General features: G+C 49.1%; 13 protein-coding genes, 1 tRNA gene and 2 rRNA genes. 4 read left to right on the forward strand and 12 right to left on the reverse strand.

Going from position 1 to position 16,000, the window contains the following annotated elements; genetic code table 11:
• The first annotated feature begins 6 nt into the window (after positions 1-6).
• The 3 genes from rrf (AC07RN_RS14965) (at position 7) to rrf (AC07RN_RS14975) (ending at position 369) form a co-directional block, all read left to right on the forward strand.
• A 5S ribosomal RNA gene (gene rrf, locus AC07RN_RS14965) occupies positions 7-122 on the forward strand.
• 14 nt (positions 123-136) lie between these two features.
• Positions 137-212: transfer RNA gene (locus tag AC07RN_RS14970), tRNA-Thr, on the forward strand.
• 41 nt (positions 213-253) lie between these two features.
• Positions 254-369, forward strand: a 5S ribosomal RNA gene (gene rrf, locus AC07RN_RS14975).
• Between the two features lie 134 nt (positions 370-503).
• Here rrf (AC07RN_RS14975) and AC07RN_RS14980 read toward each other — a convergent pair.
• The 7 genes from AC07RN_RS14980 to AC07RN_RS15010 form a co-directional block, all read right to left on the reverse strand.
• Positions 504-1,262 carry an amino acid ABC transporter ATP-binding protein gene (locus AC07RN_RS14980; protein ID WP_015960688.1) on the reverse strand — a complete coding sequence of 253 codons (759 nt, stop codon included), beginning with the start codon at positions 1,260-1,262 and terminating at the stop codon, positions 504-506.
• A gap of 7 nt (positions 1,263-1,269) precedes the next feature.
• Entirely contained in the window at positions 1,270-2,373 is a 1,104-nt protein-coding gene (locus tag AC07RN_RS14985) for an amino acid ABC transporter permease (protein WP_478336794.1), read from the reverse strand.
• A gap of 9 nt (positions 2,374-2,382) precedes the next feature.
• Positions 2,383-3,564, reverse strand: coding sequence for an amino acid ABC transporter permease (locus AC07RN_RS14990; RefSeq protein ID WP_478336732.1), 1,182 nt, complete (start codon positions 3,562-3,564; stop codon positions 2,383-2,385).
• Positions 3,565-3,631: 67 nt separating this feature from the next.
• Complete coding sequence (locus AC07RN_RS14995; RefSeq protein WP_133631603.1) at positions 3,632-4,657, reverse strand: amino acid ABC transporter substrate-binding protein; 1,026 nt, start codon at positions 4,655-4,657, stop codon at positions 3,632-3,634.
• A gap of 479 nt (positions 4,658-5,136) precedes the next feature.
• Positions 5,137-5,358: a lipoprotein gene (locus tag AC07RN_RS15000; protein WP_015960684.1), complete on the reverse strand. Its 222-nt coding sequence runs from the start codon at positions 5,356-5,358 to the stop codon at positions 5,137-5,139.
• A gap of 310 nt (positions 5,359-5,668) precedes the next feature.
• Positions 5,669-8,779, reverse strand: coding sequence for an efflux RND transporter permease subunit (locus AC07RN_RS15005; RefSeq protein WP_478336733.1), 3,111 nt, complete (start codon positions 8,777-8,779; stop codon positions 5,669-5,671).
• An 11-nt stretch (positions 8,780-8,790) separates the two neighbouring features.
• Positions 8,791-9,930: an efflux RND transporter periplasmic adaptor subunit gene (locus AC07RN_RS15010; RefSeq protein WP_478336734.1), complete on the reverse strand. Its 1,140-nt coding sequence runs from the start codon at positions 9,928-9,930 to the stop codon at positions 8,791-8,793.
• 396 nt (positions 9,931-10,326) lie between these two features.
• Here AC07RN_RS15010 and envR point away from each other — a divergent pair, with 396 nt between their 5' ends.
• On the forward strand, positions 10,327-10,974 hold the full coding sequence (gene envR / locus AC07RN_RS15015; protein ID WP_015960681.1) for an acrEF/envCD operon transcriptional regulator: 648 nt from the start codon (positions 10,327-10,329) through the stop codon (positions 10,972-10,974).
• 14 nt (positions 10,975-10,988) lie between these two features.
• Here the strand turns inward: envR and AC07RN_RS15020 are convergent, their stop codons facing one another.
• The 5 genes from AC07RN_RS15020 to AC07RN_RS15040 form a co-directional block, all read right to left on the reverse strand.
• Positions 10,989-13,067 carry a putative bifunctional diguanylate cyclase/phosphodiesterase gene (locus AC07RN_RS15020; RefSeq protein WP_478336735.1) on the reverse strand — a complete coding sequence of 693 codons (2,079 nt, stop codon included), beginning with the start codon at positions 13,065-13,067 and terminating at the stop codon, positions 10,989-10,991.
• Positions 13,068-13,211: 144 nt separating this feature from the next.
• On the reverse strand, positions 13,212-13,376 hold the full coding sequence (locus AC07RN_RS15025) for a DUF2556 family protein (protein ID WP_015960679.1): 165 nt from the start codon (positions 13,374-13,376) through the stop codon (positions 13,212-13,214).
• A gap of 179 nt (positions 13,377-13,555) precedes the next feature.
• Positions 13,556-13,852: a DNA-binding transcriptional regulator Fis gene (fis, locus tag AC07RN_RS15030; protein WP_003855228.1), complete on the reverse strand. Its 297-nt coding sequence runs from the start codon at positions 13,850-13,852 to the stop codon at positions 13,556-13,558.
• A gap of 25 nt (positions 13,853-13,877) precedes the next feature.
• Complete coding sequence (gene dusB, locus AC07RN_RS15035; protein WP_015960678.1) at positions 13,878-14,843, reverse strand: tRNA dihydrouridine synthase DusB; 966 nt, start codon at positions 14,841-14,843, stop codon at positions 13,878-13,880.
• 330 nt (positions 14,844-15,173) lie between these two features.
• Positions 15,174-15,914 carry a carbonic anhydrase gene (locus AC07RN_RS15040; protein WP_478336736.1) on the reverse strand — a complete coding sequence of 247 codons (741 nt, stop codon included), beginning with the start codon at positions 15,912-15,914 and terminating at the stop codon, positions 15,174-15,176.
• Positions 15,915-16,000 lie beyond the last annotated feature (86 nt).

A 16,000-nucleotide genomic window follows, 5' to 3' on the forward strand; every position in this document is an offset into this window, starting at 1 on the left:
AATTTGCCTGGCGGCTTTAGCGCGGTGGTCCCACCTGACCCCATGCCGAACTCAGAAGTGAAACGCCGTAGCGCCGATGGTAGTGTGGGGTCTCCCCATGTGAGAGTAGGGAACTGCCAGGCATCAAATTTAGCGTGCTGATATGGCTCAGTTGGTAGAGCGCACCCTTGGTAAGGGTGAGGTCCCCAGTTCGACTCTGGGTATCAGCACCACTTAACACGGGTTTAAGTTTGGCACTAAGTAAAAGAATTTGTCTGGCGGCTTTAGCGCGGTGGTCCCACCTGACCCCATGCCGAACTCAGAAGTGAAACGCCGTAGCGCCGATGGTAGTGTGGGGTCTCCCCATGTGAGAGTAGGGAACTGCCAGACATCAATTAAGTGAAAAGGCCATCCGAAAGGATGGCCTTTTTGCATTGGAAGATCTCTGAGTCTTACGTTATTTCTGCATTACTACGCCCGGGGAAGATGTTTCTCCGGGCGTAAGATCCTATTTATTCAACCTGTTAATGGATAACCTGCGATAAGAATGCTCTTGTACGTTCAGATTTCGGATTGGCGAAAAACTCTTCCGGTGGTGCCTGTTCAACAATTTCACCTCGATCCATAAAGATCACTCTATCTGCCACTGTTCTCGCAAATCCCATTTCATGTGTTACGCACAGCATGGTCATTCCCGATTGAGCAAGACCAATCATCGTATCCAACACTTCTTTCACCATTTCCGGATCAAGGGCTGACGTTGGTTCATCAAACAGCATAATTTTGGGCTTCATACACAGGGAACGAGCAATCGCAACGCGCTGCTGCTGCCCCCCAGAAATTTGCCCTGGGAATTTATGTGCATGCTCGGCAATACGAACGCGTTCCAGATAATGCATCCCTAAGACTTCGGCATCCTTTTTAGACATCTTTTTGACCCAAATAGGAGCCAGCGTACAGTTCTGCAATACCGTTAAATGTGGGAATAAATTGAAGTGTTGGAACACCATGCCCACTTCCTGACGCACGCGTTCAATATTGCGAACATCTTCATCCAGCTCGATCCCATCAACAACAATGCGTCCCTGCTGATGTTCTTCGAGGTGATTGATACAACGGATAGTTGTCGACTTTCCAGAACCCGATGGGCCACACAGAACGATACGTTCACCTTGCGTTACCTTCAGGTTGATATCTTTCAGCACGTGAAATTGTCCGTACCATTTATTGACATTTTCCAGGGTAATCATCGCGTCAGCAGGGGTCATAATTATTTTGCTCATAAATTCCTCAGTGCGGTGTCCGCCCGGTGTTAAAACGTTTCTCCAGATGCTGGCTATAGCGCGACATGCTGAAACAAAAAATCCAGTAAATCAGTGCAGCAAAGACATAGCCCTCGGTCGACATGCCAAGCCAGACTGGATCCACGGTTGCCTGTTGAACACTGCTGAACAGATCGAATAACCCGATAATGATCACCAGGCTAGTGTCTTTAAAGAGGGCAATAATCGTGTTCACAAGCCCTGGAATAACCAGTTTGAGTGCCTGCGGTAAAATCACCAAACCCTGCGTTTTCCAGTACCCGAGTGCCAGTGATTCAGCCGCTTCATATTGTCCTTTTGGCAGAGCTTGTAGCCCACCGCGAACGACTTCTGCGACATAAGCGGACTGAAATAAAATGACGCCCACGAGTGCGCGGATTAATTTGTCGATCGTAGTCCCTTCCGCCATGAATAATGGCAGCATCACCGAAGACATAAACAACACGGTAATCAGTGGTACGCCGCGCCAGAACTCGATAAAAATCACTGAAAGCACGCGCACTACCGGCATTGTTGAACGACGGCCAAGCGCCAACAAAATACCCAGCGGCAGCGCGCCAGCGATCCCGACGGAAGCAATGATCAAGGTTAATGTCAGCCCACCCCATTGGCGAGTTTCGACCCGCTCAAGTCCCAGCACGCCCCCATATAGCAACAACCAAACAACCAGCGGATAAACCACAGCCCAGCAAGCAATGTAGCGTCCACGGCGTGGCAAATGTTTCCAGAACATCGGTGCGATCGACAGCAGCCCAACAATCAGCGCCACGTTGATACGCCAGCGTTGCTCGTGTGGATACAAGCCATACATGAACTGACCAAAACGCTCATGAATGAATACCCAACAGGCACCCGCTTTGGTGCAGTCAGCGCGTGTGGAGCCAACCCAATTTGCCTGTAGAAATGCCCAGTTTATGAGTGGCGGGATAAGTTCCCACATCAGCCAAAAACAGATGATGGTGAGAAGACTGTTACTCCAGGAGGAGAACAGATTTTTACGTGCCCAGGCGATGAAACGCCAGCTCCCAGCGCTAGAAGGGCGCGGGGCGTGAGACAGTACGGCTTTTGTCATCATGACTCCTTAACGCTCGACCAGTGCGATGCGACGGTTATAGATGTTCATCAACAGTGAAATCGTCAGGCTAATAACCAGATAAACCGACATGGTGATGGCGATAGTCTCGATAGCTTGCCCCGTCTGGTTAAGTACTGTCCCGGCGAACAGTGAAACCATATCGGGATAACCGATAGCGGCAGCCAACGAAGAGTTTTTAGCAATATTCAGATACTGACTGGTCAGCGGTGGGATGATCACGCGTAAAGCCTGAGGAATGATCACCTGACGGAGTGTGACCGGATTGGGAAGGCCGAGCGATCGAGCCGCTTCGTGCTGCCCATGTGGTACAGCCTGAATACCAGAGCGAATAATTTCGGCAATAAACGCAGAGGTATAAATGGAAAGCGCCAGCGTGAGAGCCGCCAGTTCAGGGATTAATACCATCCCACCACGGAAGTTAAATCCGCGCAGTTCCGGAATATCCCAGTGCAATGCCGAACCAAAAACCCCTTGTGCCAGCAAAGGTAAACCCACGATCAAAAGTAATCCGACGGGCCAGGTCTTGCGAAGCTGTCCGGTTTTCATCTGATGCATGCGGTTATAGCGAAACAGCCCTACGGATATTGCAACGGCGATAACGATAGCGGCAATAGCGGCCCATAAACCTTCGCCAGCCTCAGGCGAGGGAATATATAAACCGCGATTACTGAGAAAAAATAACTCAAAAGCATCGAGGGCTTGGCGCGGACCTGGCAGATTACGCAGGACGGCGAAATACCAGAAAAAGATCTGCAACAAGGGCGGAATGTTGCGAAACGTCTCGATGTAAATCGTAGAAAGTTTGCGCAGGAGCCAGTTTTCAGATAGCCGGGCGAGCCCGAGGAAAAACCCGAGGAATGAAGCAAAGACAATACAGAGTGCAGAGACCAGAAGCGTATTCAGCAGGCCAACCAGAAATACTCTTCCATAGGTATCGCTCTCCTGATAATCAATCAGGTGCTGCACAATTCCAAATCCTGCAGTGCGATCCAGAAAGGCAAAGCCCGAAGTAATGCCGCGATTGCTCAGGTTAGTTACGGTGTTGTGAACCAAATAAATCGCAACGACCACGACGACGACGATGGCGATGATCTGAAATAGCCAGGCGCGGACCGCGGGATGAGAAAAGGAAAGTTTCCCTTTTAAGGCTAAGCGGCGATGGGACATAAAGAAACCTCGGTAACCATGACTCTGGGCTGGGCACCGCTCATGCAGTGCCCGTTACAGCTAAAAACTAGCGTACTGGTGGAGCGTACTGGATACCGCCGTTGTTCCAGAGGTTGTTCTGGCCACGTTTGATCTTCAGAGGACTTTCCGATCCCACGTTACGCTCGAAGATCTCTCCGTAGTTGCCAACGTGTTTAATGATGTTGTAAGCCCATTTATTATCGAGCTTAAGATCCTTGCCGTAGTCACCTTCTTTACCCAGAAGATGTGCCATATCCGGAGTGGATGGAGCTGCTGCTTTCTCATCAACGTTCTTCGAGTTAATTCCCATTTCTTCAGCATTCAGCATGGCGAAGAGAGTCCACTTAACAATCGAGGTCCACTCTTCATCACCGCGACGAACGACTGGGCCAAGAGGCTCTTTAGAGATAACTTCAGGCAGAACAATCCACTCCGCAGGATTACTGAGCTTAATGCGAAGGGCATACAGCTGAGACTGGTCAGAGGCCAGCGTATCGCAACGGCCTGATTCCAGAGCTTTTGCGGATTCATCAGAGCGATCGAACGTCACTGGGGTGTATTTCATCTTATTCGCTTTGAAATAATCCGCGACGTTCAACTCGGTATCCGTACCGGCCTGAATACATACAGTCGCACCGTCGAGTTCTTTCGCACTCTTCAGGCCTGCTTTATTGTGAGTCAGGAAGCCGATACCGTCATAATAGGTGACGCCAGTGAACGTCATGCCCATGCCAGCATCACGAGACGAGGTCCAGGTGGTATTACGCGAGAGCACATCAACTTCGCCAGATTGCAAAGCGGTGAAACGTTCTTTCGCTGTGAGTGGGGTGTATTTTACTTTGGTATCATCACCGAAGAGAGCCGCTGCAACGCCTCGGCACACGTCAACGTCGATCCCGGAGAATTTCCCGTTAGCATCCGCGTAGGAGAAACCCGGTAACCCATCGCTGATACCGCACTGTACAAAGCCTTTCTTTTTAACGGCATCCAGAGTTGCGCCTGCATGCGCCTGACCCGCTACAGCAAACAACATGCCGGCGGCGGCCAGGCTGGCTATCATCGTCTTTTTCATATGCATCCTGTGTGGCGAAAATTATTTTTATAGAAAGTCGTTTTAAAACGCTTTTACCTGTCTGTGGCGTTGGCCGACGTTTATAAAGCAAACGTAATGCCAGTTTTCGTATTCAGCTAAAAAGAGAGATATCTGAACGCGTAATGCTGAGTGTAGACAGGGATAATTAAATCAAGCGCCCTGAAATGGTGCGAAATGACAACCTACGCCACAAATCAGAGCAAAAGTTGATAAGACGAAACGGAAATTATTGAGATGATTTCAGGCGTGAATATTGGCAGGATATTGAATGTTATTAATCTGTGAAAAATATCACGTATTAGATTGCAACCTGGATCTCGAGTGAATAAAAATGTGAGAACAATCAAGGATGAAAAGAGAGACAGGAATGTTACAGGGAAGTTTTTTAACAAGGAGAGCAATGACTGCACTGATATGAAGCAAAAGCGCGGAAGATACCGCGCTTTTGTCAGAAAGCTTTATTTGGTTAACGCAACGATACCCAGCGTCAGGCCTGCAACAGCCGCAGCACCGCCTGCAATTGCGCCAGCTGTTTCCCAGTTATCCTGAGTGGTGCCTTTCATACACGTATTGGTATGGACAAGACGACCTTGATCGTCGTAAACCGGTACACACGGAGAATCGTGGGCACAACCAGCCAGAAGCGCAGCGAGCGTTGCAACGCAAATGAATCTTTTCATGATGTTACCTCAGAATAAAAACTGACTCGCCATAAATCCAAAAGGGTATTTACCGAGCAGAGCGCTATTTTATCACTGCTCACGGCTATCGAAGATAGATGAATAATCTCAAAGTATGTGGTTTGTAAAAATGATGGAGAGGTGCGGCTGAACGCATGAATGAATGGGTATTTTAAACGTAATACTTAGCGATTAGACCTAACTCAAATAATAAAGGGTTTCATTATTTATTCGTCATAGAACATAAGAGGACTAATACTTTGTTTAAACATAAAAAGAGCAGGCGCCATTCAGCGCCTACTGATTTTTTTTAATGATGTTGGCGAGTAAATCGCCGTCTTACGACGACGAAAAAGACGGGAACAAAAAAGATAGCCAGAAGCGTAGCGGACAACATCCCGCCCATGACGCCTGTACCTACGGCATTTTGTGCGCCGCTCCCCGCACCGTTACTGATCACTAACGGCATTACGCCAAGAATGAACGCCAGAGAAGTCATCAGAATGGGACGAAGGCGCATACGTGAAGCCTCCAGTGTTGCTTCGACAACCCCTTTGCCTTCTTTTTCCATCAGGTCTTTAGCAAACTCAACAATCAGGATGGCGTTCTTAGCAGAAAGCCCAATGGTGGTGAGAAGACCTACCTGGAAATAAACATCATTGTTCAATCCGCGCAGTGAAGCACCGAGGAGTGCTCCAATGACGCCTAATGGCACCACTAACATCACGGAAAATGGAATCGACCAGCTCTCGTAAAGTGCAGCCAGACACAAGAACACGATGATAAGTGAAATGGCATATAGCGCAGGTGCCTGGTTTCCAGAAAGCCGTTCCTGGTACGACATTCCCGTCCAGTCGTAGCCAATTCCGGAAGGCAGTTTATTCGCCAGGCTTTCCATCATGACCATGGCTTCACCCGTACTCTTGCCGGGCGCAGACTCCCCAAGTATTTCCATTGAGGGCATGCCGTTGTAGCGCTCAAGCCGTGGCGAACCGGAAACCCAGCGTGAAGAACTAAAGGCTGAAAAGGGGACCATCTCGCCGTTTGCACTGCGCACATAAAGATTATTGATATCACCCGGTAACATGCGGAACTGCGCCGCTGCTTGCGCATACACTTTTTTGACACGACCGTGATCGATGAAGTCGTTAACGTATGTTCCTCCCAGCGCAGTGGAAATCGTCTGGTTGATATCTGATACGCTGACGCCAAGCGCCTGGGCTTTCTCCTGATCAATATCGAGCTTAAATTGCGGAGTGTCTTCCAACCCATTAGGACGTACACGCACCAACAAGTCAGAATGTTCTTTGACCATACCCAGGAGTTGGTTTCGGGCTTGTGTGAGTGAGGTATGACCCAGGTTTGCCTGATCGATTAACTCAAAGTCGAAGCCCGTCGCTGTTCCCAGCTCGATAATGGCAGGTAGGTTAAAGGGAAAAACGAGACCATCTTTAATCTGGCTAAAGGCTTTTGTGGCACGGCCCACAATCGCTTCGACGCCATTTTTTTCACCTGGACGATCTTCCCACGGTTTGAGGCTGACAAATGCGATACCTGAGTTCTGTCCCTGGCCGCTGAAACTAAAACCGTTAACAGTAAAGACCGACTCAACGTTCGCTTTTTCTTGGATCAGATAGTATTGCTGAACCTGATCCAAAATTTGCTGCGTGCGGGTTTGCGTTGCACCGGCGGGTAGCTGAACCATTGTCATGAATACGCCCTGATCCTCCTCTGGCAGGAAAGAGGTGGGGAGACGCAAAAAGAGAACCGCCATACCGCCAACGATCAGCACATACACCACAAGATAGCGTCCTGTTTTACGCAGGATCCCGCTGACGCTATTACTGTAATGATCGACGCTTTTATCGAAGAGAGTATTAAACCAACCAAAGAAACCGCCTTTTGCGTGGTGCTCTTCAGAGGCCGGTTTAAGCAACGTCGCGCAGAGTGCTGGCGTCAGAATCAGTGCGACTAGAACTGAAAGAGCCATAGCAGAAACAATGGTCAGTGAGAACTGGCGGTAAATGGCTCCGGTAGAGCCACCAAAAAAGGCCATCGGTATAAACACCGCTGAAAGCACCATTGCGATGCCGACCAACGCGCCTTGAATTTGCTCCATCGATTTTTGCGTCGCCTCTTTAGGCGGTAGCTTGTCTTCTACCATAACGCGTTCGACGTTCTCAACCACCACGATGGCATCGTCGACCAGCAGGCCTATAGCCAACACCATGCCAAACATGGTGAGAGTATTGATGGAAAATCCAAATGCCGACAAAATGGCAAAAGTACCGAGCAATACAACAGGCACTGCGATGGTGGGAATGAGCGTGGCGCGCAGGTTTTGCAGGAACAAATACATGACCAGGAAAACAAGGACGATCGCCTCGAACAGGGTTTTAATCACTTCATGAATGGAGATTTTGACGAACGGGGTCGTGTCGTAGGGATAGACAACTTTCATCCCTTGCGGGAAGAAGGACTGTAATTCTGCGAGCTTCGTTTTAATGGCCGCTGCAGTATCGAGTGCGTTTGCGCCCGTTGCCAGTTTAATCCCAAGACCCGTCGCAGCCTGACCATTAATCTTGGTCACCATATTATAGTTTTCGCCGCCAAGCTCAATTCGAGCCACATCTTTCAGATGCACCATTGACCCATCTTGATTCACTTTCAGCGTGACGTTGCCAAACTCTTCCGGGGTTTTTAAACGGGTTTGCGCGATGATAGAGGCATTTAACTGTTGCCCTGGAATTGACGGCGTTCCCCCTAATTGACCGGCAGCTATTTGGTTATTCTGGATTTTTAGTTGGTTGATCACATCCAGAGGTGTTAGCTGAAATTTATTAAGTGCATTGCTGTCGAGCCAAATACGCATGGCGTACTGTGCGCCAAATAGCTGAACGTCACCCACGCCCGATGTCCGGCTGATCGCGTCTTTAACATTTGACGCAACGTAATCTGAGATATCGTCCTGCGTCAGCGTTTTATTATCAGAGACAAACCCTGCTACCAGAAGGAAACTGCTGCTGGATTTCTCCACGCCAATACCTTGCTGCTGAACTTCTTGTGGCAGCAGCGGCATGGCGAGCTGCAGTTTGTTTTGAACCTGTACCTGCGCGATATCAGGATCGGTGCCGGACTGGAAGGTCAACGTGATCGTGACGTTACCCGCTGAATCGCTGGTGGATGACATGTACATCAGGTTATCGATACCATTCATGTTCTGTTCGATAACCTGGGTCACGGTATCTTGTACCGTTTGTGCATCCACGCCGGGATAGGTTGCGGTGACGGCAACAGCAGGAGGCGCAATAGTGGGGTATTGCGCCACGGGTAATTGAAGAATAGCCAGCCCGCCCGCAATCATCAGAATGATGGCAAGTACCCAGGCGAAAATCGGCCGTTGAATAAAGAAATTAGCCATTTCGTAATCCTTTAGCTGGCTGTCTTGACGGCGGAAGCAGGCACGGCGATCACAGTGGCGCCAGGATGGATTTTCTGCAGGCCACTGACGACCACGCGATCGCCATCCTTAAGTCCTTCAGCGATCAACCAGCTGTCTCCAATGGCCTGAGGCGCAATAACATTACGCAATTCAATCTGCTCTTTATCATTCACCACCAGAACGGTGGCATCGCCACGTGGAGTACGTGTCACGCCCTGCTGGGGGACTAAAATGGCGTCAGGCTGTATGCCTTCATCAATACGGGCGCGGACAAACATCCCTGGCAACAAACTGTGTTGAGGATTCGGGAAAACGGCGCGAAGCGTGATGGAACCTGTACTTTCGTCGACAGTGACATCCGAAAATTGCAGCGTGCCTTTGAGTGGGTAAGGCTGACCATTTTCCATTAACAGCTGAACGCTGCTAGTACCCTCGTTTTTCTGCAAACGAGACTGCTTTAGATGCATGAAATCATTGCTCGACTGGGTCACATCAACATAGATCGGATCAAGCTGCTGGACGGTCGCCAGGGCAGAAGCCTGCCCGTTCGTGACTAACGCGCCTTCGGTGACGCTGGATTTGCCAATACGTCCATTAATAGGCGATGACACTTTGGTGTAGGCGAGATTAATACGTGCGGTTTCGACACTCGCTTGTGCCGCAATAACGCTGGCGTCAGCTTGCCTGGCATTGGCTACAGCCTGATCGTACTCTTGCCGACTAATGTATTGCGTCCCCACCAGAGGCACATAACGTTTCACCGTCAAGTGCGCAATGTTAGCTGCCGCCTCGGCTTTTGCCATCTCGCCTTTAGCGCTGTCATAGGCAGCCTTATACGTTGCGGGATCGATTTGATAAAGAGAATCGCCAGCGGTGACATCGCTGCCTTCAGTGAAATTGCGACGTAAAACAATGCCGCTCACCTGCGGGCGAACCTCAGCGACGCGAAACGCATCTGTGCGCCCCGGCAATTCAGTTGTCACTGCCAGTGGAGCACTTTTCACGACATAAACCGTTACCTGCGGAGCCTGTGCGCTTTGCTTTGGGTTGTCTGAACCATCACAGCCCGTGAGCAGTGTAGCGCAGACAATAAAACCGGATAGAGGTAAAAGCCTGAAGTGTGTCGTCATTACTGTTCCTTTAAAAACAATAAACTGATATTTGCCGTGGAGATGTGAAAAAAGGAGAAAGGCAAAGAGTCAGAAAGCCAGCGCACATCATAATGAGGTGTTTTGGCTTTTTTTAATTTATAAGTGCGGCATGCGGTCTATTAATACATAAATCACATTAAAACGTGGTAAATGAAGGGTATAGTGACCGATAAACAAATATATATTTTGTTTTTATCCATGGTTATTTATATGTTTAATGAATTTAATTATCACGATTCATTTATGGGGCTTATTAATTCCTAAAATTGACTTTTTTTGTTCAAAGTAAAAGGGGCATTTGGTGAATACTATCTGGGCAATGAGCGCCACGGATTTAACAGTGAGTGCAAATATTTATGTGACGGATGAGAGTCTATGGCGCGCAAAACAAAAGAAGAGGCACAAAAAACGCGACAACAGTTGATTGAAGCGGCCATCACACAATTCTCTACGCGTGGCGTTGCCAGTACCACACTGACGGATGTTGCAGATGCGGCAGGTGTGACGCGCGGTGCCGTATACTGGCATTTCACCAGTAAATCTGAATTGTTTAATGCGATATGGGAGCAGCAGTTACCGCTATGTGATCTGATTGATGAACGTCTTGCTCTCGATATCAGGGATGACCCTTTATTCACTCTTCGGGCGCGTTTTATTATTGCTTTGCAATATATTGCTCATGAGCCTCGCCAAAAATCGCTGCTGCAAATTCTGTATCATAAATGTGAATTTAATAAAGAATTGACATCAGAATGTGATATTAGAAAAAGAATTGGTTTCAATTATGACAATGTACGGGCGTTACTGGAGAGATGCCTGGCCCAGGGCGTTATTGATCCGCAGATTAATATTGATATGACGCTGATTGTTTTCCACGGTTTTTTTAGCGGCTTAATTAAAAATTGGTTAATGAATAGCGACAGCATCAACCTTTACCAACATGCACCCGCGTTAGTCGATAATATTCTGGCGACGTTAAACATTACGCGTAAGCCGCCAGTAAAATATGATGTTGCCTCTTAAAGGGCGACGTCATGTTAAAGGTTATTTTTCATCATCTCCGGACTGTGACAAAGTTCTTCGACGGCTTGTGCGGACACGGGTTTGCCGAGCAAATATCCCTGAAGCATATTGCAGCCAAGTTCTGTCAGGAATGCCTGCTGCGCCTCGGTTTCTACCCCTTCGGCAACCACTTTGAGATTTAACGTTTTTGCGAGTGCAACAATGGCAGAGACGATAGTGGCATCGTCGCTTTCACCGCTCAGATCTTTCACAAACGCGCGATCAATCTTCAATTCGCAGGCGGGCAGCCGCTTGAGATAAAGCAGGCTGGAATATCCTGTTCCAAAATCATCAATTGACGCTTTGACTCCCGCATTCGTCAGCTCTGTAAGGACCCTTACGCTTTCATCCGGGTTATTCATTGCGGTCGTTTCGGTCACTTCCAGGATCAGCGATTCTGGCGGAAGCTGATGCAGTGCCAGGCAATCGAGCACGGTGTTGACCAGCGACGGCTGCTCAAACTGCAGGGTAGACAAATTCACGGCCATCGACCAGTTAGTATGGCCCTGAATATGCCACGCGCGCAGTTGTCGACAGGCTTCATTGATCACCCAATTGCCTATCGGAATAATCAAACCGGTTTTTTCTGCCAACTGAAGAAATACATCAGGAGTCAACAACCCTTGTTTTGGATGCTCCCAGCGCAGCAGGGCTTCAAAGCCCAAAATAGGACCAGCGGGTGCATGAAACTTCGGCTGATAGTGCAGGCGCAATTCATCGCGCTCAACGGCCATCCACAGATCGTTCATCAACTGTAAATGCGTTTGCGCCAGTGTGTTCATCGACGGCTGGAAAAAGTGGTACCCATTCCGTCCAACATGTTTGGTGTGATACATCGCGGCATCAGCGTTGAACATCATTTCGCGATCGGTTTTCCCATCGTGCGGATACAACGCAATGCCAATACTGACGGTGACGACCAGCTCATAGGGATCAACGCTGAAAGGACTGTCGATGGCGCGCACTAACGCGTTAGCCAGTGAAGCGGCATCATCCGGTCCACTGACTTCGACCAGCAGAACAAACTCGTCACCGCCGATGCGGGCAAGCGTGTATTGCCCTTTCAGCGGTAACAGCAGCCGCTTAGTCACTGCGACCAACAGCTTGTCGCCAGTGACATGACCGTAAGCGTCATTCACTGCTTTAAAACCATCAAGATCCATAAACATCAGAGCGAAGTGTGTTCCTTCACGGTCTGCTTTGTTGATCGCCTGGCTGAGGCGATCTTCCAGCAGAATACGATTAGGCAACCGCGTCAGCGTATCGTGAAGGGCCAGTTGCGCCAATTCTCGGTTAGCTTCAGCAAGGGATGAGGCTAACAGCGTAGTCCGTGCCTGAAGGCGGGCATCAAGCATTGAGACCAGCAATGTGATCGCCAAAATCGAGAGTGCGACCACGCTGACCAAAACAGCTAACCAGCTGCCATTAATCCCGTGATGATGCATGTGCGTTGTTACTGGAAACTGCGCCGCTTTCATGCCCGCGTAATGCATGCCGGCAATCGCAATTCCCATTGTTAACGCTGCGCCCAGGCGCATCAGCGCAACTTGTGCGGCTTCATAACGTAATCGAAAGGTCAGCCACAGGGCGACCAGCGATGCCGCTAGCGCGATGATCACGGAAAGGGCGACCCAGGTTTTATCCCATACAATTCCCGGTGACACCTCAAGTGCCGCCATACCGGTGTAATGCATTGCGACGATGCCTGTCCCCATCACGAAAGCGCCCGGTAACAGGCGCCGTAAGCGAAGCTGTTCACCGCTCACCAACCAAAGGGCAAACATGGAGGAGACAATCGCAATAGCCATTGAAAGCGCAGTGATTGCCACGTCGTAGCTCATGCTCATGGCAAGATCCATCGCCAGCATACCGATGAAGTGCATGGCCCAGATGCCGATGCCCATCGCCACGCCACCGCCTGCGAGCCAAATGCGTGCCGCAATGCCCTGGCTCCCGGCGACTCGCCCAGCCATATTGAGTGCGGTATATGCAGCAAGGATGGCGACGACAAAAGAAATGACGACGAGGATATGGTTGTAATGGCTAACCAGCATGGTCTGTATAACTCATTCGTAGTGAGACGTTATGGAATAGTATCTGGAAAGGGCAGGGACATTATCACCGTACGGGAATGACGAAAAGGGATTTAAATCCCTGTTTTTAATAGGTGAAAAGTGTGTTTTTGCCGACGTTTGGGCTTAATCGAGATCCGAGCAGTTTACTAATTTTAAGGGATTCACGGAATTCATGTTACGACACTTGTCGGTTTCGGTGCTCAACAGCTCAATCCACTGCATGAGCAGCGCATCAAAGAGGAAAACCGAGACGGCAAAGATAACCAGCCACCAGTATTTACGAATCATTGTGTCGTTCCGGGGTCATCGAGCGAGAGAAGTGGTGGAAATATACACGAAACGCGGGCGTTTAAAAGGAGGAGAACTGAAGGTTTACAAATGGTTGACGGTACGGAGCGCAGGCAATAAAAAAGGCGCGTCCCCATGCCAGGTAGCGCCTTTTTAAACAAGCAGTTAGCTAATCGAAATTAGTTCATGCCGTATTTTTTGAGTTTCTTACGCAGGGTACCACGGTTGATACCCATCATCAGGGCAGCGCGGGTTTGGTTACCGCGGGTGTATTGCATCACCATGTCCAACAGTGGCTGTTCAACTTCAGCCAGTACCAACTCATACAGGTCACTCACATCCTGACCATTCAGTTGAGCAAAATAGTTCTTCAGTGCTTGTTTAACCGAGTCACGGAGAGGTTTTTGAGTCACCTGATCCTGAGAGTTAACGGTAGAAACGGTCAGTACGTCAGAATTTACGCGTTGTTCGAACATAGTTCTGTCAGCTCTTTATTTCTGTTTACGCAAAATTTTCGAAGTATGCCTCCAACGCCTCCAGCTGTACGCTGGCATCCTCTATGGCGTTGAATGTGCGCCGAAACTGGTCATTTGGAGCGTGTTCCTGGAGATACCAGGATACGTGTTTCCGCGCAATTCGGTACCCTTTTGCCTGACCGTAAAAGTCATGCAGTTCCCGAATATGCGCACAAAGCAAGCGCTTAACTTCTGCCAGAGGCAGTGGATCAAGCAACTCCCCAGTGTCCAGATAATGCTGGATTTCCCGAAAGATCCAGGGTCTTCCCTGAGCGGCACGTCCTATCATCAGAGCATCTGCCCCTGTATAGTCGAGCACAGCCCTGGCTTTTAGCGGGTCAGTTATGTCGCCATTCGCGATAATCGGAATGGAAACTTTCTGCTTAACTGCCCGAATGCTGTCGTATTCCGCATTGCCGTTGAACAAACAGGCGCGAGTGCGTCCATGAATGGTCAGGGCCTGGATACCACAATCTTCGGCCAGTTGGGCAATTTCTACACAGTTACGGTGTTCCGGCGCCCAACCAGTGCGAATTTTCAACGTAACGGGAACATCCACTGCGTTAACCACCCCCAACAAGATAGACTTCACCTGGTCGGGGTATTGCAGAAGGGCTGAACCTGCAAGCTTACGATTCACCTTTTTTGCCGGGCAACCCATATTGATATCAATAATTTGGGCGCCACTTTCAACGTTAATACGCGCGGCTTGCGCCATTTCTTCAGGATCGCTTCCAGCAATTTGCACGGTGCGAATACCTGGCTCATCAACGTGCACCATCCGTAGACGGGATTTATCGCTTTCCCAAACCTGCGGGTTAGACGACATCATCTCGGAAACGGTTAAACCGGCTCCCATCTCGTAGCACAGCGTCCGGAAAGGCCGGTCAGTAATACCTGCCATTGGCGCTGCGATCAGGCGATTTCTGAGCTGATAGTGTCCGATGCGCATGAGTTAAGAAATGACCATACTGTGACTGCAAGGCGGCGTATATTACGCATTTTTTACATGAGATGAAAGGCCAAACTTTGAACAATCTGCTGTTGCAGATCAAGGAATTGCTACTCAGCGCTAAGTGAGTGAATTATTCACTAAACAAATCATTGTGTTATGTTGTTTTGTCTATTTTATAGACGCTTACAAATTCCCGTAACTTCTCATCATTTCTCGATGAATGAATCATTTTATCGGGATAATCTGCTGTTTTTAGCAGCAGATTATTGACCTTCTTTGCGATCTGGGTCCCATTTCAGGACATGATATCAGCGCGCAATATGAACATTATTCAACCACAACACGCCCGTGAAGTGATTGTACCGGGCGGTTATTATCGTGATGCATAGTGTGGGTAAATTTTTCCAACTGAGTGGCGGAGAGGGTCATCGGATTTTTGAGCACCACCCAGGTCACTCCTTCCGAACAAGGAGGTGTGGTCAGAGAACCGCTAAAGCGCCAGTAGGTTTTGTTTTTAGGTAACAGTTTGTTCAGGTCAAGTTTCGTGTCCAGCGTCGCCGATTGTTCGGCTTGCCCTGGCATGATACCCCACAGTTTATCCAGCTCTGCGTTGGCGGCCCCTTTCTCAAACATCACCGCCACCACGGTCAATGCGCCATCTGCATTTTTATGGACCAGGTGCATTTCCATATCAAATTTTTTGCCGTGGATTGTATTTTCACTCGGCGCATGGAAGTGGAATTGCTGCAAAGCCCAGGATTGATTATCAAGCGTGATCGTATCTGCCGTATCCGGCTTTTCGGCCGCCTGAATGGTATGGCCGTTGTTGGTCAACGTGACAGGGCCATCGATGTAGTGGGTTTTTAACGGTGTGAGATGGGCCTTGATCGTTGAGTCGATATTAACAGGGGACTGGTTCATGCCGCTTTGACAGGTTTTATACGCCTCATCCAGCGCACCCCAATGCTCCGGTGAACCTTCGCCTTCATAGCTCCAGTGAGATGCATAAGCTGAAGCAGACACGATGCTTAGCGCCAGGATTGCTGCCTTACCAATAAATGGGGTCATAATATTCTTCCGGTGAATTTAATAATCTAAATCATATAATAGCCATATGATTTCAGTTGTTATTATACCGGACGGGAATAACGGGC

Source organism: Lelliottia sp. GFLA7, from assembly GCF_056490165.1.

Coding starts and splice junctions, on each gene's coding strand:
- AC07RN_RS14980 (WP_015960688.1), bottom strand. CDS start 1,262: ATGAGCAAAATAATTATGACCCCTGCTGACGCGATGATTACCCTGGAA.
- AC07RN_RS14985 (WP_478336794.1), bottom strand. CDS start 2,373: ATGACAAAAGCCGTACTGTCTCACGCCCCGCGCCCTTCTAGCGCTGGG.
- AC07RN_RS14990 (WP_478336732.1), bottom strand. CDS start 3,564: ATGTCCCATCGCCGCTTAGCCTTAAAAGGGAAACTTTCCTTTTCTCAT.
- AC07RN_RS14995 (WP_133631603.1), bottom strand. CDS start 4,657: ATGAAAAAGACGATGATAGCCAGCCTGGCCGCCGCCGGCATGTTGTTT.
- AC07RN_RS15000 (WP_015960684.1), bottom strand. CDS start 5,358: ATGAAAAGATTCATTTGCGTTGCAACGCTCGCTGCGCTTCTGGCTGGT.
- AC07RN_RS15005 (WP_478336733.1), bottom strand. CDS start 8,779: ATGGCTAATTTCTTTATTCAACGGCCGATTTTCGCCTGGGTACTTGCC.
- AC07RN_RS15010 (WP_478336734.1), bottom strand. CDS start 9,930: ATGACGACACACTTCAGGCTTTTACCTCTATCCGGTTTTATTGTCTGC.
- envR (WP_015960681.1), top strand. CDS start 10,327: ATGGCGCGCAAAACAAAAGAAGAGGCACAAAAAACGCGACAACAGTTG.
- AC07RN_RS15020 (WP_478336735.1), bottom strand. CDS start 13,067: ATGCTGGTTAGCCATTACAACCATATCCTCGTCGTCATTTCTTTTGTC.
- AC07RN_RS15025 (WP_015960679.1), bottom strand. CDS start 13,376: ATGATTCGTAAATACTGGTGGCTGGTTATCTTTGCCGTCTCGGTTTTC.
- fis (WP_003855228.1), bottom strand. CDS start 13,852: ATGTTCGAACAACGCGTAAATTCTGACGTACTGACCGTTTCTACCGTT.
- dusB (WP_015960678.1), bottom strand. CDS start 14,843: ATGCGCATCGGACACTATCAGCTCAGAAATCGCCTGATCGCAGCGCCA.
- AC07RN_RS15040 (WP_478336736.1), bottom strand. CDS start 15,914: ATGACCCCATTTATTGGTAAGGCAGCAATCCTGGCGCTAAGCATCGTG.